Genomic DNA, 23,054 nt, shown 5'->3' on the forward strand with positions numbered 1-23,054 from the left:
ACTGATCCAGATCCTGAGTTCCGCGCCAAAACGGGAGTTCGTCCGCACCCGGCTCAATTTCGAATTGAAAGTGGCCGTGGGGGTGACCTCGATCCACTGCCTGCTGATCGGCGACGGCACAGCGGAGGAACCGGCGGCCCCGCAACGGCCGGACCGGGGGCTGGAGTGGATGGATCAGCCGGCAGGCGACCTGCTTGACCGCTCTTCCTACACCTTGGCGGGACACAAGCTGAGCCTGGAGGGATTTGATGAATCGATCCAGGAGACCATCATCGCGAGCAGTATCAATGAGCCGGGCTCCGGACAGGGTGGCGCACCCCTCTGGGCATCCCGGCAATCCGCGCAGCAGCATGAGGCCTACGCCTGCAAGACCATTAACGAAAGCGCCGGCGGCTACTGCATCAACTGGCAGGGTATGCATGCCCCGAAGATCAAGATCGGCGAAGTCATCGGCGTACAATCGGCCACCAACAAGCGTCAGTTTGCGATCGGTATCAGCCGCTGGGCGAGAAACCTGCCCGGCCAGGGACTGCAGCTTGGCCTGCAGATGATCGCCCCGAGCGCCGCCGCGGTGCTGATTCATTACCTGGCAGGCGATGACCCGGCCAGCCACCCGCACAAGGGCCTGCTGTTGCCGGAACTGGCGGCTACGGATCAATCCGCCTGTCTGATATTGCCCACCCTGCCGTTCAAAACCGGTGATCTGGTGATGATCGTCAATGAGGAGGGGACCGAACGCAAGGCCAGACTCAACCGCCTGCTTGAAACGACCGGCGCCTTTGCCCAGTTTCACTTCAGCTACGCCGATGCGCAGACCGGCAACGGCGACAACCTGGCGGGTGACGAGACAGACTTCGACAATATCTGGCCCATGCTGTAGCGATGCATGGGCCGTGGATTCAATACACTGGACACCCGACACCTATGAATGGATACGCCGAGACCGACATACCGATAAGCCTTTTGGTCATTGAGCCCTCCCTCAATGAGGCCGAGACCTACATCAGTACATTGCGCAATGCCGGCCTGGTAATCCATCCCACATTTGCCGCGGATGAGGAGACATTGCTCGACCTCGCCGACGGCGACCAACCCGAACTGATCCTGCTCTCCCTGCCGGAGACCACCGACAAGCTGGCATCCACCACCCGGTTGTTCCGCGCCGCTTATCAGGACGCGCCTTATATCCTGCTCTACAAGGACGCGGAAACCAATCCGGAAATCCTGCTCCAGGCGATGCGTGACGGGGCACGGGACGTGGTCTCCAGCAGCGACCCGGACCATCTGCAGCTGGTGATCCGGCGCGAGTCGGAGGATCGGCGGGTGCGCCAGGAGCTGGCCCTGACGCGGCAGAAACTGAAAGAGGCCGAGGCGCGCTGCAATACCCTGATCGACAGCTCCCAGGATGCCATCGCCTATATACACGAAGGGATGCACATGCAGGCCAACCCGGCCTATCTGCAGATGTTCGGTTTCGTCGACATGGGTGAGCTGGAGGGACTGCCTATCCTCGACATGGTCTCGCCCAAGGACCATAAACGGATCAAGTCGTTCCTCAGAACCCTGGGCGACGAGCACAGCGAACTCAGCATCGCCTGCCAGAACAGCGCCGGCGAGACCTTTGATGCGAAGCTGGATTTCTCGCCCGCCACCTACGACGGCGAACCCTGCACCCAGCTGGTGATCCGCAATGAGGCGCAGAGCAAGGAGCTTGAACAGACCATTGAACTGCTGAGCAACCAGGATTCCCAGACCGGCCTGTCCAACCGGCAGTATTTCATGGCCAAGATGGAACAGACGATCGCGGCGCAGCGTGAAACCGGGGCAAGCTGTTCCCTGTTCTACATCGTGATCGATAGCTTCCGCGAGATCCGCGCTGAAATCGGCATCACCGCCAGTGACCTGCTGCTCAAGGAGTTGGCACGGATTCTCGCCACCAACATCGACCAGGAGGAGCTGCTCTCGCGTTTCGGTGATCACACCTTCACCATTCTGAGCGACAAGGCGAACCCGGTCGACGCGGAGGCCATGGCGGAGCGGTTGCGGCAACTGGTCGAGGCGTATGTCTATCAGCAGACCAATGCCACCTGCTGCATTGGCGTCACACTGCTGGATCAGGAGATCAGCGGCAGTCAGGATTTCATCAACCGCGCCTACAACGCCTACGAAGCGGCGCGCAATGCCGGCGGCAACCGCTGCTCACTCTACGAAGCCGGCGAGATGCAGGCCAGTTACGGGGAAGATAATACCGGCGATGAGGCGCGCATCAACGAGCTGATCCAGCATGCCCTGGAAAACGACCGTTTCCGCCTGGTCTATCAACCGATCGTCAGCCTGCAGGGAGACAGCCGGGAACACTACGCGGTGCTGACCCGGCTGCTGGACAACAATAATGAGGAGATCCTTCCCGACTACTTCATCCGCCATGCCAAGCAGGGGGAGCAGATGGCCAAAGTCGATCGTTGGGTCATCAACAGGGCGATCCAGGAGCTGGCGGAACAGCGCAACGAGGGCAAGAAGGTCAACTTCTTCATCAATATCTCCAGCGCCGGCCTGGAAGATGACGGCATGCTGCTGTGGATCTGTGACTGCCTGCGCAAGCACAAGGCCAAGGGCCCCTGGATCACCTTCCAGATACATGAGCAGGAGCTGCGCAATCATATCCAGTCCGCGAAGAAACTGATCGAGGGCCTGAAAAAGATCAAGTGCCAGCTGGCCATCGATCAGTTCGGCGCCAGCCCGAAGGCGGAAACCCTGTTAAAGCATCTGGCGGTGGATTTTGTGAAGTTCGATTTTGAACTGATGCAGGAGCTGGCCTCCAGGCAGGACCAACAGGATCATCTGAATGAACTGAACGCACTGGCCAGGCAACACAACATCAAGACCATAGCCATGGGGGTGGAGGACGCCAACAGCCTGGCCATCCTCTGGACCGTCGGGGTCAATTACATCCAGGGCTATTTCCTCCAGGAGCCCTCGGAAAGCATCTCCTACGAGTTCAGCTCCGCCTAGTCGGCTGCCGCATGCAGTGTGCCCACTGTCATCACCAGATCGATGATCCGGAAGCACTGTTCTGTGCCCGGTGCGGTCACTCCCTCCGTCGCGAGGAACTCTGCCGTTGTTGCGGCAAACATCTGCAGGAGCAGGCAAACTTCTGTGACCGATGCGGCGCCCCGGCCGGCACGCTCCCTTCACATGGGGCCCGCCGGCACGCTCCCACCACCCTCCCCGACCTGCCCGAGGTCGCCCCCCTCAAGGGCGTTATCGAGGCGGAGGTCCGGCATCACCTAGAGGAGGCGCAGGTCAACCGCAGCATCGCGCGGGCAATCAGCGAGGAGAAGGCGCAACAGGCCAGGCTGCTGCAATACGGTCTGCGGGAAAATGACTGGATCGGGCTCTCGGGCGGGACCTTTCTGATGGGTTCACCCGAGGAGGAGAAGGACCGGTTTGAAAATGAGCGGCAGCACACGGTGTCGGTTAAGCGTTTTGAGATACTGAAGACCCCCGTCACCTTTGCGATGTTCGATATCTTCTGCGACGGGACGCGACGCAGCCGGCCGCGCGATGAGACCTGGGGCCGGGGCGATCGGCCGGTAATCAATGTCAGCTACTGGTCGGCCATGGACTACTGCCGCTGGCTGTCAAAACGTACCGGCACCCCGATCCGCCTGCCGACCGAGGCGGAGTGGGAATATGCCTGTCGCGCCGACACCACCACACCCTTCTGGAGCGGCGATTGTCTCTCGCCCGAACAGGCCAACTTCGATGGCAACTACACCTATGGTGGCAGCGGCAAGGGGCCTTCCCGCGGGCAGACAACACCGGTCAGCCGGTTCCCCGCCAACCCCTGGGGCCTGCACGACATGCACGGCAATATCTGGGAGTGGTGCGCCTCCGTCTATGACGAACACTACAGCGGGCTGGAACAGCTGGATGCCGGCTACGACGCGGATGACCCGCGCGAGCGTGTGGTAAGGGGCGGCTCCTGGCACAACGTACCCGGTGGCCTGCGCTCCGCCTCGCGTAACAAACTGAGGCCGAACTACCACTATCTGAGGATCGGTTTCCGGATCGTGCGGGACGTGGAACACGCGGGCGGTTGACACCCGAAGCACGAAGCGTGGGCTCGAACAGCGCGGCCACCCTCCACTCCCGCGCCCGGGGCGTTCATTAGAGCCGATCCAATGCACCACGGAGACCCAGAGAACTCGGCGGTGGAGTAACTACTCGCGGAGTGATTGGCCTGCCTTGTTGGCCGATCTTGATGGCGCCTCGAATCCGGCCCCTTTTTCAGATTCAAGCCTGCCCTTGTTTGAGCGAAGCGAGTTTGGGCAGGCGCTGAAAATGGGGCCGGATTCGAGGATACAAGCCATCGTGTGAGGCCGGCAAGGTAGGCCAATCACTTACATACCGGGTGAGTAGTTGCAAGATGGAAATGGTTGATCCAGTGCGGCAGCACGCAGGGGACGCGTTTTCCGCGCCGTCGCCAACCTGCATAAAAAATCCGCGGCACCCGGAAGGATGGCGCGGATGTTTCAGGCCCGAATCGGGCCGGCTCAGATGGCCAGGTACTGCTGACGCAGTTCCTGGTTATCCAGCACCTCCTGGGCCATTCCGTCAAACACCACCTGCCCCATATCCAGAATGATCGCCCGGTCCGCCAGGCGCAGGGCGGCGACCGCATTCTGCTCAACAATAATGGTGGTGATACCGAGCTTTTTAATACCATCCACGATCCGCTCGATCTCTTGCACGATAACCGGCGCCAGACCCTCGTAGGGTTCATCCAGCAACAGCAGCTTGATGTCCCGGGCCAGGGCACGGGCTACCGCCAGCATCTGCTGTTCGCCGCCGGAGAGGGTGGTGGCCTCCTGACTGCGCCGTTCCGCCAGGCGCGGAAAGTGTTCATAGATACGCTCAATGCTCCACCCGATCGGCGGCGCGATCTGCGACAGGATCAGGTTCTCCTCGACCGTCATGCCGGCGATGATACGCCGGTCTTCCGGAACCAGGGCGACGCCGTTCTGCGCGGCCTCGTGGGACTTCATGTTGTGCAGTGGTTTGTGGTCGAGCCAGATCTCCCCATGGGTCACCTGCGGGCTGTCCACCCGGGCTATAGAGCGCAGGGTCGACGTTTTGCCGGCACCATTGCGGCCCAGCAGGGCCAGCACCTCGCCCTCACGCACATCGAAACTGACCCCCTGCACGATATAGCTCTCGCCATAGTAGGAGTGGATATCCCAGCAGGAGAAGAACGCCGGATCAGAACCGGTACGGGTGACCGGCGTAACCGGATTGACCCGATAGGATGCATTGATATTAGTCATAGTTCAGCCCCTCCCAGATAGGCTTCCTGAACTTTCGGGTTACCGCGGATCTCATCCGGTGTGCCGCTGGCGATAATCCGCCCCTGGGCCAGCACGCTGATGCGGTCGGCCAGACTGAACACCACGTGCATATCATGCTCGATGATAATCTTGGTCATACCACGTTCCTTGATCCGCTTCAGCAGGTCGATGGTGCGGTTGGTGTCATGCCGTGCCATGCCGGCGGTCGGCTCATCCAGCAGCAACAGCCGGGGATGCTGAACCAGCCCCATGGCCAGTTCCAGCCGCCGCTTGTCGCCGCGGGACATGCTGCCGGCATGTTTATGGATATGCGCCTTCAACCCCATGTCCTCCAGGATATGCACCGCATCGGCCTCGATCCCCTTCTCCGCGGCCAGGCTGCCGAAGGCATTGAATTTGAAGGTGCCGTCACGCTTGGCCAGCGCGGGGATCATCACATTCTGCAGCACCGAAAGATCTGGAAAGATCTCCGGCGTCTGGAACACCCGCACCATCCCGGCGTGGTTGATCTCGTGGGGCTGCATGCCGATCATGTTCTTGCCATCGAACTCCACCGTCCCACTGTCCGGGATCAGGCGGCCGATACAGCAGTTGAGCAGCGTGGATTTGCCGGCCCCGTTGGGACCGATGATGGCATGGGTCTTACCCTCTTCAATGTCCAGATTGATATCACCCAGGGCATGCAAACCGCCAAAGGTTTTATCGACATTCTTGATGCTTAATACAATACTCATCACATCACTCCTTCTCTGCCGCCAGGGTCGCGGTGTTGGTGCCGGAGGACTGGACGAGCCGGCGCAGGAAGCCATTGGCACGGCGTATACCCTCCACCACACCGCCCGGCAGGAAGATCACCACGATCATGAACAGCAGACCCAGGGTCAGATGCCAGCCGTCGCCAACGAACTCGCCGGTAATGGCCACCACGATATTCTCCAGCCAGTCGGGCAGGAAGGAGAATATCTCGTGCAAACGGCCATCATTCATCGCCGAGAAGATGTTCTCGAAATACTTGATGATACCGGCACCAAACAGCGGCCCAAGCAAGGTACCCGTGCCACCCAGGATGGTCATCAGCACCACCTCGCCGGAGGCGGTCCACTGCATCCGCTCCGCACCCGCCAGCGGGTCGGTAATCGCCATCAGCGAACCTGCCAGTCCGGCGTACATACCGGAGATCACAAAGGCCGTCAGCAGATAGGGCCGGGTATTGAAACCGGTATACTTCATCCGGGTCTGATTGGATTTAATCGCCAACAGCTTCAATCCAAACGGTGACCGGAAGATGCGCAGGGAAATAAAGAAGGCGATAATCAACATCACCGCACAGAAATAGAACCCCGCGTAGCCGCTCATATCCAGACCGAAGAGGGTGGTCGAAGGCAGCCCCTGACCCGCGGGGCCATCCAGGATTCGCGGATCATTCATGGTCAACTGCAGGCCCGTCTCGCCATTGGTAATCGGCGTCAACACCGAATAGGCCATGTTGTATGACATCTGCGCGAATGCCAGTGTCAGGATGGAAAAATAGATACCCGAGCGTCGCAGACTGACATAGCCGATCACGACGGCAAACACCCCCGCCAACAGGGTGGCGAATATTACCGCGGGCAGTACGTTCATGGTCAACAGCTTGAACGACCATACCGCGGTATAGGAACCGACACCGAGAAACACGGCGTGGCCAAAAGAGAGATAGCCGGTCAGTCCAAACAGGATGTTGAAGCCGATGGCAAATATCCCGAAGATGGCGAACTTCTGCAGCAGATCCGGATACCCGGCACCGACCGGTGTAAGCCAGAGGGGGGCGGTCAGTACCACGGCGGTAAAAATCGCCATGATGACCCAATCATTACGTATCGATGGCACAATCATATCAATCCTCCATCACACCTTTGCGTCCCATCAGACCACGCGGCCTGACCAGGATGATAATTACCGCGACCAGATAGATAATGATCTGGTCGATACCGGGGATGATGGCCTTGACTTCGTTCATCGAGGCGAACGACTGCAGGATACCAAGCAGGAACCCCGCGGCCACGGCGCCACCCAGCGATCCCATGCCGCCGACCACCACGACCACGAACGAGAGCACCAGAAAATCCATACCCATATGGTAATCAGGAGGCAGGATCGGCGCGTACATGACGCCGGCCAGTCCAGCCACGACAGCCGCGATACCAAAGACGATGGTGAAGCGGTGTTCGACATCGATGCCGAGCAGTCCGACCGTCTCCCGGTCATGCATGCCGGCCCGTACCACCATACCGAAAGTGGTAAATTGCAGGAACGCAAACACGGCAAAGATCACCGCACCCGAGAACAGCAGGTAGATCATGCGCCACCAGGGGTAGACCACCGATTCGCCAAGACCCAGCAGGACACCGATGGGCGCACTGCCGGAAACGATCCCGGGTGCCGGGCTGGGAATCGGGTTGGCGCCGAAGAAGGATTTGACGATCTCCTGCAGCACGATGGCCAGGCCGAAGGTGACCAGGATCTGCTCCGCGTGGCTCCGCTTGTAAAAATGGCGGATCAGGCCGCGCTCCATCGCCAGCCCGATAAGCAGCATGATGGGCATCGCCAGCAGTATCGAGATCGGCACGGACCAGTCAATAATCGCCGTACCGAAATCGCCAAACCAGATTTCCAGGTAGGGCTGCTCTTTGTAGGCATCAAAGAAGGTAATGCTCTCGTCTTTTACCTTCATGGAAATGGTCAGGATTTTTTGTACGGTCACCGCGCAGAACGCACCCAGCATGAACAGCGCCCCGTGGGCGAAGTTCACGACACCAAGCGTCCCGAACACGAGCGTCAGGCCCAGGGCAATCAGTGCATAGGCACCGCCCTTATCGAGGCCATTTAAGATCTGAAGAAGGATTGCATCCATTACTGTTTACACACCGGAGATAGTCAAAGAATGGACAGTGCCGGCCGCCCGCGGGCGGCCGGCACACGCACAACAGCGGATTAGACCTCGTAGGGACCGAGCTCGCCGCCGAAGATCTTGGCGTCGTACTCAACCTGCGAACGTGGAACAATCTGCTCAACCTTCAGAATATCGAACTGGGAGGATGGCGCCTCATTACCGCGCACCACCAGTACATCCTTGAAGCACTGATGGTCGTCCGCACGGTACTCGGTCGGGCCATTGCCTGCGCCGTCGAACTTGAAGCCTTCCAGCTGCTTGATCACCTCGGGCGGATAGAAGCTGCCGGCGGACTCAACCGCGTTGGCATACAGCAGGGCCTGTACATAGGTGGTCTGAGCCGCCTGCGAGGGGGGGAAACCGTACTCCTGACCGAAGGACTTGACGAATGCCTTGGAGCCTTCATCCTGCAGCGACCAGTGCCAGTTGGTGGTACCCAGGATACCCTTGATGTTATCACCCGCACCCTGCGCCATCAGGCGGGAGAACAGCGGCACGATGATCTCGAAGTTCTTGCCGTTGACCTGCTTGTCACGCAGACCGAACTGCACCGCCTGGGTCAGGGAGTTGATCATGTCCTTGCCGTAGTGATTGAGGATCAGCACGTCCGCACCGGAGTTCAGCACCGGGGTGATGTACTGGGAGAAGTCACCGGCGCCCACCGGGGTACGCACGGCGGCGGTGGTCTGCCAACCCAGGGCTTCGGTGGTGTTCTTGATCGACTCTTCCTGGGTCCAGCCCCAGGTGTAGTCGGCGGTCAGGTGATAGGCCTTGCGCTCGGTGCCCATCTCTTTCTGCAGCACCGGGCCCAATGCGGCGCCGGACATGTAGGCATTGAAGAAGTGACGGAAACCGTAGCGGCGCTTGTCCTTGCCGGTGGTGTCGTTGGAGTGGGTCAGACCCGCCATGAAGATGACCCCCATCTCCTGGCACAGCCCCTGAACGGCGACCGCCACACCCGACGAGGAGCCACCGGTGATCATCACCACGCCATCCTTCTCGATCATGCGCTTGGCCGAGGCACGGGCCGCATCCGACTTGGTCTGGGTATCACCGGTCACGTACTCGACCTTCTTGCCCAGGATGCCGTTGCCTTTCAGGGAAAGCGGTTTCATGGTGTTCAGCATACCGCCGTCACCCTCGCCATTGATGTGCTTGACCGCGAGTTTGTAGGCACGCAACTCGTCGGCGCCCTCATCCGCGTAGGCACCGGTCTGGGGCACGTTGAAGCCGAATTTCACCGAACCGGCATTGCCCGGGTTGTTGCGAAAATCCTTGGCGGCCCAGGCGTCCTTGACGAAGAACATGGGCATGCTGGCGGCGGTAACTGCCGTGGCGCCAACCTTGATAAAACCACGACGGGAAAGTTCGCTGATCTTGGACTTGTCTTCACTCATTACGTTTTATCCTCTCTCATTCCGGGCTGGATGCCCTGTTATTTGTGCACGCGCATCAGGTGCCGGAAGGCGCCCATTGCGTTTTCGCGATGTTGGCTGAGTGCCGGGGTAACGCCGCTGAATCCGATCGATGCCAATAGACCATCTTCAACTGACGAAACAATGCAACGGACAGCCAGATCATCAATCGATGGGATGGCTCTCCAGTTCTTTTTCTAATGTCTGCTTTAATGGATAAAGCTGTTTGCTGACTCTTTATTTATTATGTGTTTCAGTCGATAAAGCTGCCCGCTTCCCCGACTGATCCCACACTGGAGCAAGATCCATGCCGCCCTCGAGTAGAGTGAAAAATCAAGGAGATGAAACCTGGCACAGGCCATCTGTGTTACCTAAACACACAGCCCGCGGTAACAGCCACCGGGTAGATTCGTAACGCCATGCATAATTACCACGCGGGAATCACGTCGGTCGCGGAGCTGCTTCGTTGACCCTGGATAGCGGAAAAACAGCCGGATTCTCCGGCAGTTCCGGGGCGAGATTGAAGGATTGCGCAGCCAGGCTACGGGGGGGGAATGTCCTCGCAATGACCGCAAGGGGATTACTTTTGACCCATCCAGGTCGAAGCGGCTGGGCCAATCAGACAGCTATGGCCTGATCCGCTTCAGCCAAAACCGGCCACTACGGCATCATGTTGTTCATGAAGTTCATGGGGCGGGCAATATTGTGATTAAAGCGGGTAAAATCCCGTTGCATGATATAGGTGGACTGGGTCATCTGCTGGATCGAGCGATCCATCGACCCGATAGTCTCGAGCATTGGTTCAAGGGTGCTGATCTTGTCATTGATCTCGGACATATGGTCGGACATGGTGCGGATATTGTTGGTCATCTGCCCCATGTTGTCCGACACGGACTGCATATTGCTGGCCAACCGCGTCATGTTGGTATCCACGCTGACCGCCAGATAATGCACATCCTTGGCCAGGTTGTAGACCAGAAAAAATCCATAGGCCGCGAGGATAATAAAGGCGAACAGGGAGGGATAGACAATCAGCTCCCAGCGTCGGGCACTGGTCTCGAACGCTTCCGAAAGACGCTCCATCGAATACGCCGGCCCTTGATCCAGCTGTTCTTTTTCTTGGACCATCTGTTCCACCTTCAGGCCGAGCCCGGACAATATTATTTATTAGTTGGTTATATTTGAATAAGCTAATACATACTACCACATACTGCTTTTCTTGGCCCCGTTTTTTCCTTATCCCGGGCGGCTGTACCGGAGCCGGGGGAACCGGCTGAACAGTGATTCGCCGGCAGCCGGAAATACCCTCAGAAATCGCCAGCCGCGCCCCGCCGCATGATTTCGAGGATCACCTTTTTCACCTGCAGCGCCTCCTCCTTGAGCGCCGCGGGCAGTGGCTCACCGCCATGAATCATCAGGTCCATGTTCAGGGCATACAGCCAGAGTTGCCCCTGTTTGTCTTCAACCAGGGTAATCCGGCACGGCAGATAAGCGGAGAAGGCGTCGCTGTAATCCAGCATCCGGGCGGCGGTGAGGGAGTTGCAGAACATGTAGATCTTGACGAAACGGTACTGCTGGCCGCTTTTCGCCTCCACATCCTTGTACAGGGGAAGCTCCCCCACATTGGAGATGTTCAGTTCATTGGCGACCGTCTTCATGGACAGTTCGACATCCTCGGGTGTCAGCCCCTCCTCAACCGGTACCTTCCAGACGGCTGCCTCGGCGGCATTGCGGGTCTCGACTATTTTCCCGGCCAGTTCCCGGTAGACCTGCACGGCACCGGGGTCGAACCCATCCAGCACGGTCCGGGTTTTCACCACCGCCACGGCGGCGGCGATCACCGCCACCACGCCGATCAGGGCAAACAGATTTCTGATGACACGCATGATTACACCTCTCCCCGGCCTATATTGGCCCTGTGTATCGGGCCGGCTGGTTCATCTGCCGAATCCCTGGCTGCTTATTGAGTCTTATCGTAACTACTCACGGGGTGATTGGCCTGCCTTGCAGGCCTCACACGATGGCTTGTTTCCTCGCCAGCAAGATCGGCCAACAAGGCAGGCCAATCACTTACAGACCGGGTGAGTAGTTACGGTCATATTTACTTCAGCATCCCGGGATAAAGTTTTGCACAGAGCGCGTTCAGCTCCTGGCTCCCCTTGCCCCGCGGATTCAGTTCAAACACCGCCAGCCCCTCGCTGAACGAGCGGCGAAAAATGGTACGCTGCGACAGTCGCGGCTTGATGAATTTCATCCCGGGCAGCGACACCAGGGCCGCCGCGGCCTCATCGGTCTCCCGCACGGCATGATGGGTATCGCCCCGATTGATGAATCCGATCATCTCCGGGCTCTTCCCCTCGGTGGTGGAATTTACAAACTGGATGAACCGCTGGGTCGACCAGATATCCGCCTGGGAGGGCGGAACCGGGACCAGGATGCGGTCGGCCAGCCGGATAGCGCGTTTCATCATCTCGATATCAGCGGTACCGATATCGATCAGCACTTCATCCACGCCATTCAGCCTGTTGCCATCCAGCTGTTTTTTCCCCTTCACGGAGATCCGGGGGTGATACCCCTCTTCATCCCGGACGTCCACCACGTCCCGCAGCGTGGCCTGGGGATCCAGATCGATAACCTGTACCTCGACTTCCGCCAGCGCCAGCCAGACGGCGAGGTTGAAGGTTACCGTGCTCTTCCCCGAGCCGCCTTTCAGACTACCCACGACAGTGATCATGCCAGGCCCTTATGTTTGTTGTTCAGATTCAGCCGACTACTACAGCGGCAACTCAATATCCCTGCCGCCACCCTACCGCCACATGGGTGGCGCCCCACCGTCCCGGATGGCCAGCGACGCGTCCCGGTGGCCGGGTCCGTAGGCCGCCCCGCCACGCGCCAGGGGCTGCCCATAGCGATAGGGAGCGGTGGGCATCCGCTGCCCGACTAGTGGATGAAAACGTGGATCCTGGCGGAAACGGTAGTCCCGTGGATAGGCCGGGCCGGGTCGGTACGGCATTGCGACAGGGTGGCCCTGAAGTGCCACCGACCGGGGCATGGGGCGAAATCGATAATCCCGTCGTGCCCCCGGATAGCCCGCATAGGGCTGGTAACGTCTGGCCAGTTGCCCGGCAACCGCAGGTGGCGCCGGCCGCGCCGGCTGTCTGAGCCAGGGCCGACCGGGATACCCGGAATAGGGCGGCGGCGCGCCCGCCACGGCCGGCGGCATCCGCAACGGCGGAGGCAGGAAGGCAGGGGCAACCGGCGGATAGGCCGGGCGTTGCCGATACGGCACCGGGCGAGGATAACCCCAGGCTCCGATCGGCGGACGCGACGGATAGGGGTACCCGGTCCACGGCATCGGCCGCACTCCATACCCCCTGACCGGGACTGGGAATGGGACTTGGCCCGGCAACGGGTAAGCGGACCAGCGCGGCCCTTGTCCCGGGTAGCCATAGCGGGGCATCCGCGGAGGCGGCGGTGCGATGGGACGATAACTCACCGGTATCGGCCAGGCTGCGGCCCGCGGTAGTGGCGCGTGCATCGGCCGTCTGACACCGGGCCGGGCGAAGCGCGGCATCCACTGCGCGGGCTGCATGCGATAATGCGGCCGGAAGCTGGCAACTCCCCGATCGGGTGATGCCGGCGCATAGCCGGGCAGCATCTGCTGGGGCAGGCCCGCCGGAGCCGCGAATGCTCCCCCCGCCATCCCGGCCAGGGCCAAGGCGACCGTCGTCAATATCCATCCGAATCTGATCTTCATAGCTTTACTCCATGATCATCCGATCACTCAATGCGTTTCCCGGCACTCCGTCAGCTAGGAGCCTGTCGGGTTTGACCGACCGTAGCGAGGGAAAGCCGATTTGAGCCAGATTTTTCGATCTTTCGAGGCGAATAGTGGACCTATTTAACGAGAAAGATCGGAAAATATGGCCAAATTCGGCTTTTCCGCAGTAGGTCAGTGTTAAATCCGACAGGCTCCTAGCGTTGCTGACCCGGCTGCTGCGGTACGATTTGCTTGAACTGTTCCGGTATCTTGAACAGCTCCGGATCCTGCGGCCCGATCGTGATGTTCTGCAGCTCACGGACATAGCCTCCCGGATTTGCCTCCTTGATCGCCAGATTGAGTTGCGGATCAAACCAGCGGGTAGAACGCTGGGCCGGCTGCTCGCCCTGGGTCAGGACCATCTCCCACTTCTCGACGGAACGTCCATGGAGCACTTCCATCGCCAGCAGACGCTGTTCCATCACCGTCCCTCCCTGGATCTCCTGCCGCAACAGGAATGAGCGCTGTTTGCCGATCCACTGGGTACTTTCCACCACACCGCGCGGCGACGGCAGCATCACCTGCCATTTGCTGGCGGGGCGGCCATCGACAGGTTCATCACCCAACCGTTTACAACGGGCGCCGGGGATACCGGCACAGGGGCTCTCCGGCGCTGTCTCCTCCCCGGTCTCCATCCGATATTCGATATAACTTCGCTGCTGTGGATAGAGTACCCAGGTTATCCGCTGCCCGGTATCGATGATATTAACCACCGGCTGGCCATTCTGTTCCATCTCACTGCGTATGCGACTGGTGCCGACATAGATATGGCCGACCCGCTGCCGCTTTTGCGGATCAGTCTGGACGGTATCGGCGGAAAATTCCACCGCGGCGGGGGGGCTCGCCTCGCCCCGAGCCACACCGGGTGCCACACCGGCAACCAGTAGCGAGAGGCCAAGTGACATGCATTGACCACGGATAGACATCTATACCTCCAAAATGGCCTCCGGATACTGTCGCCGGATGGGCCTGTTTTCTTCTATTTCGGTCTCCCGCACGAGACCATCGGGCTACTCATGACGGCCCCGCCCCGGTGGCCGGAAGCGGTAGGCCGATTCCGGCGGCGCCGACAGCACAGGGTAGAAGCCCTTGTCCAGCGAACGAACGGAGGACGCCCGCTGCGCCGGCGCCTTGCCGCTGCGCGGACCGGACCGGAATCGCAGACCCGGCGATCCATGCGGATAAGCCATGAAAAAACCGCTCTGCACCGCCGGCCTCCGCGGGTATGGGTCGCCTGACGGTGCATAGGCGGGGGGAGCGTCCGTCGGCCCCCTCAGGTGATATCCCGCCTCGCCGGAATAGCGCCGCGCTCGCTGCGCGACCGGAGGCTTCTCCCCCGGTTGATGCAGGGGACGGAATTTTCCATACCACGGCCCGACCCCTTCGGCAATCAGCAGCCGCGGCAGCACCAGGGCACACAGGATGCCCAGGGCGAGCAGCCGCCTCAGCACCATCCTGCCTGCCACTCTGTTCAGGGCTCGCGCAAGCATAATTTCGTAGTACCGAGGGTGTTCCTGGGCCCCGCTGGCGAGGCACGCTTTGCAGGCAATGGCTGTTCCCTTGCCAAAAAGCGTAACGCCGCCAGCGGGGTCCAGGGGCGATCGAATACCGGAACTTATTTTTGCGTGAGCCCTCACCACCTGTTCACTCAATACCGCTCTCATTATCCACCTTCAGGCGAATCCCGCGCCGCCCCCCCTTGCGTCCAGCCGGGGTCGGCAAGGTGTGCACATCATCGCCAGCGGACGCCGGCTCCGTCACGGGCCCCGGAGGGGGCGCGCTGCGTGGCAGTGCCGACTGGATCTTGGCGGCCGCCTTCTTGTCGGCTTTTTTCTTGGCGGCCAACTTTGTTCCGGCCGCCGCCTTTTTCCCGGGAACCGGTGTTTTCTCTGGCGCCGTTTTTTTCTCCGGGGTCGGTTTTTTCATTGCCGCGGCCTTCCCGGCGGCACGCTTGACCGCTGCCGGCCGGTCTTCGCCCCGATCATCGGCAACTGTTGCCCGAGAAACCGCCGGCCCCGTATCTTGCCCCGCTTTCGGTGCGTTCGCGTTGGCGCCTTCGCCGCCCGGTGACGACGGGCCCTTGGTCACCGGTGGCGGCGCAACAGCGGCTTCCATGGCGGATGGAGGCACATCGGCTTTAGGCCGCGGCAGCAGTTCTCCCAGCAGCAGGAAGATTCCACGCCCGGCATAGAACAGCATCAGCAGCAGGCTGGCGATCTTGCCCCATAGCACCAGCAGCAGCGAGGGACCCCGGACAGTGGGCGGAGCCGCCGCGCAGGAGGGCTCATCGACCAGCTCCGGCAGTGGGGTATTGCCGCCGTCATAACCGGCGGCCGCCACTTCACAAAGCGCGGCGCTGGCCTTCATGCAGCCGAGCGGGATAACGATCAGGGTCAGGATGGTGGAGACCATGACGCCCGAGGCCAGCGAGATGGCCATGCCCTGGAAGATCGGATCGGTAAAGATCACGCTGGAGCCGCACACCAGGGCCAGGGCGGTAATCATGATCGGCCGGGTCCGGGTGGTGCAGGCGCGTATTACCGCCTGCTCCACCGACACCCCGCGCTGGATCTCGTGGATGGAGAAGTCCACCAACAGGATCGAATTGCGCACGATGATGCCGGCCAGGGCAATCCAGCCGATCATTGAGGTGGCGGTGAACTCCGCCCCCATCAGCGCATGCATGGGGATGATGCCCAGCAGGGTCAGGGGAATCGGCGCCATGATCAGCGCCGGAATGCGGAAATTGCCGAACTCCCACACCACCAGGATATAGATCAGTACCAGCGCCACCATGAACGCCGCCCCCATGTCGCGGAAGGTCTCGAAGGTCACCGTCCACTCGCCGGTCCACTCGATGCTGGAGCTGTTATCGTCGGCCGGCGGCTTGAACCAGAAGGCGTCCACCTTGACTCCGTCGGGTGCCGTGTAATCGGCCGCCAGCAGGTCCTGCACCTGGAACATGCCGTACACCGGGGCCGCCAGTTCGCCACCCACATCGGCCACCACATACTCCACCGGGCGCAGGTCCTTGTGATAGATGATCGGCTCCTCCTGCATCATCTCGAAGGCGCCCAGCTCGCGCAGCGGCAGGGTGACCCCACTGGTGGACTGGATCGGCAGATCGCCCAGCCGGTTGATCTGCGAACGCTCGGCCAGCGGCACCTGGATCAGGATATTGATCGGCTCATGCCCCGCCTTCTGCTTCACGTCGCCCAGGCGCATTCCGCCCAGCGCCATGGAGAGATTGCGGTTGATGGTGTCGACCGAGACACCGCGCCGTACCGCCTTCTCGGTATCCACCTTAAACAACCAATACTCGTAGCTGCCGCGCAGGTAGTTGTCCACATCCACCAGACTCTCCGTCTGCTCGAATATGCCGGTCAGATCGGCGGCCAGCTGGCGGCGGATCTCCGGGGTCGGACCATGCACCTCGGCCACCACCGACTGCAGCACCGGCGGCCCGGGCGGCATCTCCACGACGGCGAACCTGGCCCCCGATTCACGGGTGATCTCCCTGACCGCCTCGCGCGCCGCCAGTGCCAGCTCATGGCTGCTGCGCTCCCGCTTGCTCTTGTGCAGCAGCTGTACCTGGACCTCCGCCTGCCACGGGTCCTGACGCAGATAGTAGTGACGCACCATGCCGTTGAAATCGAATGGACGGGCGGTACCCACATACACCTGCAGGGCCGACACCTCGGGCATCTGACGCAGCCGCTCGGCGATGCGGTGCGCCAGGTTGGCGGTGACCGGCAGGGCCGTGCCCTCCGGCATGTCCAGCACCACCGAGAACTCGGGCTTGTTGTCCAGCGGCAGCATCTTCACCGTCACCCACTGGGTGTAAAACATGGAACAGGCGAAGAGGAAGCTCCCCCACAACAGCACGCGGAACAGGATGCGCTTGTTGCGCGAGCGGATCAGCGGGGTGAGGATCTTTTCGTAAAAGCGCGCCAGGCGTTGCGTACCCACCTTCTCGCGCTCTTCCGCCACCTCCAGGTAGGCCATGCTGGGTCGCAGCCAGCGGGAGATAGCCAGCCAGGGGGTGAAGACGAAGGCGGCGAACAGGGAGATCAGCATGGCGGCCGAACCCAGCGCCGGAATCGGTTCCATGTAGGGCCCCATCATGCCGGTGACGAAGCCCATCGGCAGCAGCGCCGCGATCACGGTAAAGGTGGCCAGGATGGTGGGATTGCCCACCTCCCGCACCGCGTCCACCGCGGTATAGGCGTCGGTGGAGCCTTTCTCCAGCCAGCGCCGGTAGATGTTCTCCACCACCACGATGGCGTCATCCACCAGGATGCCGATGGAGAAGATCAGGGCGAACAGGCTGACCCGGTCGATGGTGTAGCCGGTCACCCAGGCGTAGAAGATGGTCATCAACAGCACCACCGGGATCACCAGCACCACCACGATGGCCGGGCGCAGGGCGCGGAACGCGAACAGCACCAGCAGGAACACGAAACCGGTGGCGACGAACAGCTTGAAGATCAGCTCGTTGACCTTGTCCTCGGCCGTTTCACCGTAGTTGCGGGTGATGCTGACACCGACGTTGGAGGGGATGCGCAGTCCCTTCAGGTGCTCGACCCGGTCGATAATGGCACCGGCCACGGTAACACCGTTTACTCCCGGTTTCTTGGCCACGGCTATGGTCACAGCGGGAATGCCGCTGGCCGGTTGCTCATGCTCGCCGGCCGGACCCGTGTAATAGGCCACCAGCTGCTGGGCATCCTCGGGACCCTGCACCACCCGCGCCACGTCGTGCACATAGACCGGCACGTCGTTGTGGGTGCCGATCACCAGGCGGCTGATATCGTCGGTGGTCTTGAGGAAGGCGCCGGTCATCACCGTGAAGCGGGTGTTGCCGGATTCGACTCCGCCCGCCTGCTGCTCGCTGTTGGAGGTCTGGATGCGGTTGGCCACCTGATCCAGGCTGATACCGTAGCCGGAGAGCCGCTCCGGCGATACCTCGATGGTCACCTGCTCGGCACGCCCGCCCACCACGAAACCGTTGCCGGTATCCGGGATCTCCTTGATGCTCTGCAGCACATCGTGCGCCAGCATGCGCAGCTGGCCGTCATCCACGTCCGGCAGGCCGTTGCTGTCCAGATCCCTGGACCAGAGGGTGATGTTGACCACCGGTACGTCGTCAATGCCCTTGGCCTTGACCAGGGGTGGCGACACCCCGGGAGGAATCCGGTCCATGTTGGAGTCGAGCTTGTCGTTCACCTTGACCAGCGAGGGGCCCATCTGCTCGCCCACATCAAATTCGATGGTCACCATGCCCATGCCACGCTGCGAGGCGGAGTAGACGTGCTTGACGCCGTCGATCTCGCTCATGATCCGCTCCAGCGGCTCGATGGCGAGATTGGAGACCTGGTCGGCGGAGGCGCCGGTGTACTGGACGAAGATGTCCACCATCGGCACCGAGATCTGCGGGTCCTCCTGCCGGGGCGTCATCATCAGGCCCAGCAGTCCCATCAGCATCATGGAGATAAAAAACAGCGGCGAGAGCGGCGAGTTGATGAAGAAGCGCGCGGTACGCCCGGCAAGCCCCAATTGCTCGTCGGTCAGTTGCGCGTTGTTCCGCTCATCTTTATTTGCATCTTCCTGATTCATCATTTTCACACTTGGTTGCAGCGCTATGACAGGCCTGGATGGCGTTCACGGATACCGGCGGCTTCACGCCCGTTCAGCGTTGATCCACAGGACGGGTCCAGCCCGAGGCGATTCCGCTTGCAGGATCGCGCAGTATCCGTTCACCGGCACTCAAACCGGAGAGCACACTGACAAAACCGTTGTCCAGGCTTTCGCCGGCCCGAATCAGGCGCAGTTCCGGGCGGCCATTTTGACCTTCCACATAGACCCCCGGCAGACTCCCGTTGTAGCGGATGGAGGAGGCGGGAATGACCGGATGATTGCGCGCCGGTGCGGTGTGGTCCGGCACCCTGACCTTGACATACATGCCGGGAGCGGAGACCCCCTGGGGCAGGTCAAACTTCACCTTGACGGTGTGGCGCTGTGAATCGGCGGTCGGGAAGATCTGCGCCACCCGTACCGGCACTACCTGACCGGTAACATCCAGTTCCGCCTGCAGCATCATCTGCTCATAGAGACCGGGGCGCAGCCTGGCCGGCACGTCCACCATGATCTGCAGATACTCCACATCGGCATACACCAGCAGCGGCTGACCCGGCTGCATGGTATCCCCCACCTCGACGAACTTCTTCAGGATCACCCCGTCAAACGGCGCCAGACTGATGGCATCGCGCAGCTTGGCGTCGATCGCCTGGATCTGGGACTGGGCGGAAAGGATGGCATTCTGTGCCTGGGTGATCTGCACCCCGGAGCTGTACAGGTCGGCACGCCGTTCCACGGTCTGGTTACGGTTGCCGGAGAAGCCCTCCATCGGCCGCGTGAACATCTGGTCGAACAGGTTCGGCAAGCCCATGCCACCCATCGCCTGCTGGGACTGGGGCGACCAGAGTTCACGGTTATACTGCACCCCGGCGGCACGCAGTTGCGCATCGGCATTGGCCAGCTGGGCCAGGGCGGCATTGCGCGTGGCCAGCAACTCACTGTCGTCCAGGGCTACCAGCAGCGTCCCCTTATCAAAGGTATCCCCCTCGATACCGGCCAAGTGCCTTACCCGCCCGGGCAGTTGGGCCGTCAGCGTCACCTCCTTGTAGGGCATCACCGTTCCGCCGAGCGAGACGGTTGAGGTGCCGCGCGCCTGCTGGACGACAAAGTATTCGCCACCCTGTGTCTGAGCGGCTGTCTGCGCAGCCGTCTGCGCAACACCCAGCCGGGGCAACATGGCGGCGACACCAAGGGCTGCCGCCAGCGCAATCGCATGGACCTGTATTTCCATTTTTCTAGTTATCCCGCTGATTTTTAACTGCTATTGAAATACCACCCCGATTGACTCTACCACGAGCGGCAGAGTGCGGGGTATTCTCAAATCGCCGGGCGTCTTATGCTACACGCGCCCTGGACGGATGTGGTAATGCGCCGTCAAGGCGGGTCTCACCGTTATGATGAATAACGGAGAGATCGGCTACGGCAACGCTACCGGACCGTGTCCTCGACACGATCCTCACGCCGTCAGGCCTTAGCCATGACGGCAAAACTCTTGATGAACGGACCGGCCATGCGCGGATCCTTCAGCATGGAGGCATAGTCGCCCACCTTGAATTTCATTTTGCCCGAGGTAAACGCCACCCCGAGCCCCATCATGCCGGGCGGCTTGCCGATCCACTTTTTCCACTGCGCTTCACTGCAACGGATATCCCAGTTCAGAACCTCTCCCTGGTAGGCCCCGGCCGATACCGCGTGGCCGTTTTCCACGTTGATCACACCACGCGGCTGCGCCTCGCCGTCGAACCCGTAGCCGATCACACTGCCGAAACCGATCTGCTCCAGGGCACCGGCCAGTTGGGGCTCGTCATTCCACTGGTCCATAAAACGCTGCATCCACGCTTCCGAAAAAAGTTCCGTCATGTTCTCGCTCCCTCACCTGTAAGATCCTTCGGCCGTATCCGGGCATGATGCCGGGCAAGTCTATTAAGTATCTCTTATATACTGATATTCTGCAATAGCCCGAGTACAATCTGCAACGGATAGCATATATATAAGTACTTGGGCAAATACGGTTTTTCTCCCGTCAGCTCTCCAACATCCGGCCCCGGCCGGCCAGCCACAGTACCCGTCGGGTGCTGGAAACCACATCGCCAGACTACCACCCGGCGTTGTGGCGCGTTAGTATTGCCGGTAGATAAATCCGGGGTAACAGTGATCTGAGGCAAAAGAACGACGCTATTCCGATTATTTGCTGAAGTCGATTAGGCAGGGTAAATCATCCCGCAGGAGCGGCCTCGGCTGCGAGATTCGCGGATAAATCCGCCCCTACAAAAGCAGGATCCCTCAGGCAACACCTGACGGGTAGATGGCCAGAATATAGCGCGGTCGAGGCTTATACCCCTTTCCCTACACCAGGAGCAGTTCATGAACACGGCAGGAAGACTTATCGAGGGACGTCTGAAACATCTAGAGAGCCATCTGGAACAAGAGAACCCGGTACTGCTCAAGACAGTACAGAGTTTCAAGAAGCTGGACCGCATCGCCTACCGCACCGGTCTGCTCGGCACCGATGAATCCTATGCCACCCAGATACCCTGGTGGCCGCTGATCGCCGTGCTCGGCACTTTCTCATCCGGCAAATCCACCTTCATCAATCACTACCTCGACTACAAGCTGCAGCGTACCGGAAATCAGGCCGTGGACGACAAGTTCACCGTCACCTGCTATAGCCGGGAGAAAACGGCACACGCCCTGCCGGGAGTGGCGCTGGACGCGGATCCACGCTTCCCCTTCTACCAGATGAGCGAGGATATCGAGCGGGTCGCCAAGGGCGAGGGGGAGCGCATCGACTCCTACCTGCAGTTGAAGACCTGCCCCAGCGACCGACTGCGCGGCAAGATCCTGATCGATTCCCCGGGATTCGATGCCGATGCCCAGCGCACCTCCACGCTGCGCATCACCGATCACATCATCGACCTCTCCGACCTGGTCCTGGTGTTCTTCGACGCCCGCCATCCGGAACCGGGCGCCATGCAGGATACCCTGAACCACCTGGTGAGCAATACCATCAGCCGCAATGATGCGGGCAAGTTTCTCTATATCCTCAACCAGATCGATTCCGCCGCGCGCGAGGACAATCCGGAAGAGGTGGTGGCCGCCTGGCAGCGGGCTCTGGGAGAAAGGGGCCTGACCGCCGGCCGCTTCTACACCATCTATAACCCGGATGCCGCCGTGCCGATCGATGACGATAATCTCCGCCAGCGCTTCGAACGCAAACGCGATGCGGATCTGGAAGAGATCCACAACCGCATGCATGAGGTGGAGATCGAACGTGCCTACCGTATTGTCGGGGTACTGGAACGAACCGCGCGGGACATCGAGGAGCGGGCCATACCCGCCGTCAGGGAGGCCATCGCGCGCTGGAAAAGACGCGTACTCTGGGGCGATGCGCTGACCTTCGGGCTGCTGTTGATCGCCCTGGTCGCCATCACCCTGAACCAGGGTTATTGGCAGGGATTCAGTTTTGCACCACCCTGGCTGGACGCCCTCCTGGCCAGTCCGCCCCTGCAGATCGGCGTGACGATCGCCAGCCTGGCCGTGGTACTGGGGCTGCATTTCCTGATCCGCTCGCTGGCGGCCCGCAGTCTGTTGGGTCAGCTGAAACGGCAGACGGACAAGCTGGCGCTCCGCGGCAACCTGAGCAACGCCTTCCTGCGTAACACCAAGCCCTGGCGCAGCATCTTCAGCAACGTCCCGGCCGGTTGGGGACGCGGCGCCAGGAAACGCCTGGCCCAGGTCAAGGAGGATGCCGACAACTACGTGCAGACCCTCAATGACCGCTTTACCAATCCGTCGGGGGACGCCTCGGTACACCTGGAGAACCAACCCCTGCTCGCCGCCGCGCAGATCGAGCCGGATGCGGAGGCACCATTGAGTCCGGCCTCCACCGCTCCCTCCTGATT

General features: G+C 60.8%; 17 protein-coding genes. 4 read left to right on the plus strand and 13 right to left on the minus strand.

All coding sequences use genetic code 11. The annotated features are described in order from the left end of the window. The 3 genes from NPX02_RS18210 to NPX02_RS18220 form a co-directional block, all read left to right on the plus strand. Positions 1–880 (plus strand): hypothetical protein (locus NPX02_RS18210; protein ID WP_260295332.1); only part of this gene is annotated, 880 nt, incomplete at its 5' end. Between the two features lie 44 nt (positions 881–924). Continuing rightward, the gene (locus tag NPX02_RS18215) at positions 925–3,012 is read left to right on the plus strand and encodes an EAL domain-containing response regulator (RefSeq protein ID WP_260295333.1); all 2,088 of its coding nucleotides are present in this window, start codon (positions 925–927) and stop codon (positions 3,010–3,012) included. An 11-nt stretch (positions 3,013–3,023) separates the two neighbouring features. Continuing rightward, positions 3,024–4,103, plus strand: coding sequence for an SUMF1/EgtB/PvdO family nonheme iron enzyme (locus tag NPX02_RS18220; protein ID WP_260295334.1), 1,080 nt, complete (start codon positions 3,024–3,026; stop codon positions 4,101–4,103). A 453-nt stretch (positions 4,104–4,556) separates the two neighbouring features. Here the strand turns inward: NPX02_RS18220 and NPX02_RS18225 are convergent, their stop codons facing one another. From NPX02_RS18225 to NPX02_RS18285, 13 genes are all read right to left on the minus strand, one after another. Further along, entirely contained in the window at positions 4,557–5,327 is a 771-nt protein-coding gene (locus NPX02_RS18225) for an ABC transporter ATP-binding protein (RefSeq protein ID WP_260295336.1), read from the minus strand. Next, positions 5,324–6,082 carry an ABC transporter ATP-binding protein gene (locus tag NPX02_RS18230; RefSeq protein ID WP_260295337.1) on the minus strand — a complete coding sequence of 253 codons (759 nt, stop codon included), beginning with the start codon at positions 6,080–6,082 and terminating at the stop codon, positions 5,324–5,326. The genes NPX02_RS18225 and NPX02_RS18230 overlap by 4 nt, the downstream gene beginning before the upstream one ends. A gap of 4 nt (positions 6,083–6,086) precedes the next feature. Then, on the minus strand, positions 6,087–7,187 hold the full coding sequence (locus NPX02_RS18235) for a branched-chain amino acid ABC transporter permease (RefSeq protein ID WP_260295339.1): 1,101 nt from the start codon (positions 7,185–7,187) through the stop codon (positions 6,087–6,089). 37 nt (positions 7,188–7,224) lie between these two features. Further along, complete coding sequence (locus NPX02_RS18240) at positions 7,225–8,241, minus strand: branched-chain amino acid ABC transporter permease (RefSeq protein ID WP_260295341.1); 1,017 nt, start codon at positions 8,239–8,241, stop codon at positions 7,225–7,227. 80 nt (positions 8,242–8,321) lie between these two features. Beyond that, on the minus strand, positions 8,322–9,677 hold the full coding sequence (locus NPX02_RS18245) for a substrate-binding protein (RefSeq protein ID WP_335342604.1): 1,356 nt from the start codon (positions 9,675–9,677) through the stop codon (positions 8,322–8,324). Between the two features lie 678 nt (positions 9,678–10,355). Next, positions 10,356–10,823 carry a hypothetical protein gene (locus tag NPX02_RS18250; RefSeq protein WP_260295343.1) on the minus strand — a complete coding sequence of 156 codons (468 nt, stop codon included), beginning with the start codon at positions 10,821–10,823 and terminating at the stop codon, positions 10,356–10,358. Between the two features lie 179 nt (positions 10,824–11,002). Beyond that, complete coding sequence (locus tag NPX02_RS18255) at positions 11,003–11,581, minus strand: DUF302 domain-containing protein (protein WP_260295345.1); 579 nt, start codon at positions 11,579–11,581, stop codon at positions 11,003–11,005. A gap of 215 nt (positions 11,582–11,796) precedes the next feature. Then, positions 11,797–12,429, minus strand: a complete 633-nt coding sequence (locus NPX02_RS18260; protein ID WP_260295346.1) for a nucleotide-binding protein — start codon at positions 12,427–12,429, stop codon at positions 11,797–11,799. A 1,241-nt stretch (positions 12,430–13,670) separates the two neighbouring features. Further along, positions 13,671–14,441: a hypothetical protein gene (locus NPX02_RS18265; RefSeq protein ID WP_260295347.1), complete on the minus strand. Its 771-nt coding sequence runs from the start codon at positions 14,439–14,441 to the stop codon at positions 13,671–13,673. 84 nt (positions 14,442–14,525) lie between these two features. Beyond that, positions 14,526–15,167 carry a hypothetical protein gene (locus NPX02_RS18270; protein ID WP_260295349.1) on the minus strand — a complete coding sequence of 214 codons (642 nt, stop codon included), beginning with the start codon at positions 15,165–15,167 and terminating at the stop codon, positions 14,526–14,528. Then, complete coding sequence (locus tag NPX02_RS18275; RefSeq protein WP_260295366.1) at positions 15,160–19,131, minus strand: efflux RND transporter permease subunit; 3,972 nt, start codon at positions 19,129–19,131, stop codon at positions 15,160–15,162. The genes NPX02_RS18270 and NPX02_RS18275 overlap by 8 nt, the downstream gene beginning before the upstream one ends. A gap of 73 nt (positions 19,132–19,204) precedes the next feature. Further along, positions 19,205–20,383, minus strand: a complete 1,179-nt coding sequence (locus NPX02_RS18280; protein ID WP_418067349.1) for an efflux RND transporter periplasmic adaptor subunit — start codon at positions 20,381–20,383, stop codon at positions 19,205–19,207. Between the two features lie 233 nt (positions 20,384–20,616). Then, complete coding sequence (locus NPX02_RS18285) at positions 20,617–21,012, minus strand: SCP-2 sterol transfer family protein (RefSeq protein WP_260295351.1); 396 nt, start codon at positions 21,010–21,012, stop codon at positions 20,617–20,619. A gap of 504 nt (positions 21,013–21,516) precedes the next feature. On the opposite strand from NPX02_RS18285, the gene NPX02_RS18290 reads away from it, so the two are divergent. Further along, positions 21,517–23,052 (plus strand): dynamin family protein, encoded by a 1,536-nt coding sequence (locus NPX02_RS18290; protein ID WP_260295353.1) that lies wholly within the window; start codon positions 21,517–21,519, stop codon positions 23,050–23,052. Positions 23,053–23,054: the final 2 nt, after the last annotated feature.

The sequence above is a fragment of the Sedimenticola hydrogenitrophicus genome, assembly GCF_025175675.1.
Taxonomy (GTDB): Bacteria; Pseudomonadota; Gammaproteobacteria; order Chromatiales; family Chromatiaceae; genus Sedimenticola; species Sedimenticola hydrogenitrophicus.

Excerpts from the sequence above, each read along its gene's own strand:
- NPX02_RS18215 (WP_260295333.1), top strand. The coding sequence starts at position 925 with ATGAATGGATACGCCGAGACCGACATACCGATAAGCCTTTTGGTCATT.
- NPX02_RS18220 (WP_260295334.1), top strand. The coding sequence starts at position 3,024 with ATGCAGTGTGCCCACTGTCATCACCAGATCGATGATCCGGAAGCACTG.
- NPX02_RS18225 (WP_260295336.1), bottom strand. The coding sequence starts at position 5,327 with ATGACTAATATCAATGCATCCTATCGGGTCAATCCGGTTACGCCGGTC.
- NPX02_RS18230 (WP_260295337.1), bottom strand. The coding sequence starts at position 6,082 with ATGAGTATTGTATTAAGCATCAAGAATGTCGATAAAACCTTTGGCGGT.
- NPX02_RS18235 (WP_260295339.1), bottom strand. The coding sequence starts at position 7,187 with ATGGCGATTTTTACCGCCGTGGTACTGACCGCCCCCCTCTGGCTTACA.
- NPX02_RS18240 (WP_260295341.1), bottom strand. The coding sequence starts at position 8,241 with ATGGATGCAATCCTTCTTCAGATCTTAAATGGCCTCGATAAGGGCGGT.
- NPX02_RS18245 (WP_335342604.1), bottom strand. The coding sequence starts at position 9,677 with ATGAGTGAAGACAAGTCCAAGATCAGCGAACTTTCCCGTCGTGGTTTT.
- NPX02_RS18250 (WP_260295343.1), bottom strand. The coding sequence starts at position 10,823 with ATGGTCCAAGAAAAAGAACAGCTGGATCAAGGGCCGGCGTATTCGATG.
- NPX02_RS18255 (WP_260295345.1), bottom strand. The coding sequence starts at position 11,581 with ATGCGTGTCATCAGAAATCTGTTTGCCCTGATCGGCGTGGTGGCGGTG.
- NPX02_RS18260 (WP_260295346.1), bottom strand. The coding sequence starts at position 12,429 with ATGATCACTGTCGTGGGTAGTCTGAAAGGCGGCTCGGGGAAGAGCACG.
- NPX02_RS18265 (WP_260295347.1), bottom strand. The coding sequence starts at position 14,441 with ATGTCTATCCGTGGTCAATGCATGTCACTTGGCCTCTCGCTACTGGTT.
- NPX02_RS18275 (WP_260295366.1), bottom strand. The coding sequence starts at position 19,131 with ATGAATCAGGAAGATGCAAATAAAGATGAGCGGAACAACGCGCAACTG.
- NPX02_RS18280 (WP_418067349.1), bottom strand. The coding sequence starts at position 20,383 with ATGGAAATACAGGTCCATGCGATTGCGCTGGCGGCAGCCCTTGGTGTC.
- NPX02_RS18285 (WP_260295351.1), bottom strand. The coding sequence starts at position 21,012 with ATGACGGAACTTTTTTCGGAAGCGTGGATGCAGCGTTTTATGGACCAG.
- NPX02_RS18290 (WP_260295353.1), top strand. The coding sequence starts at position 21,517 with ATGAACACGGCAGGAAGACTTATCGAGGGACGTCTGAAACATCTAGAG.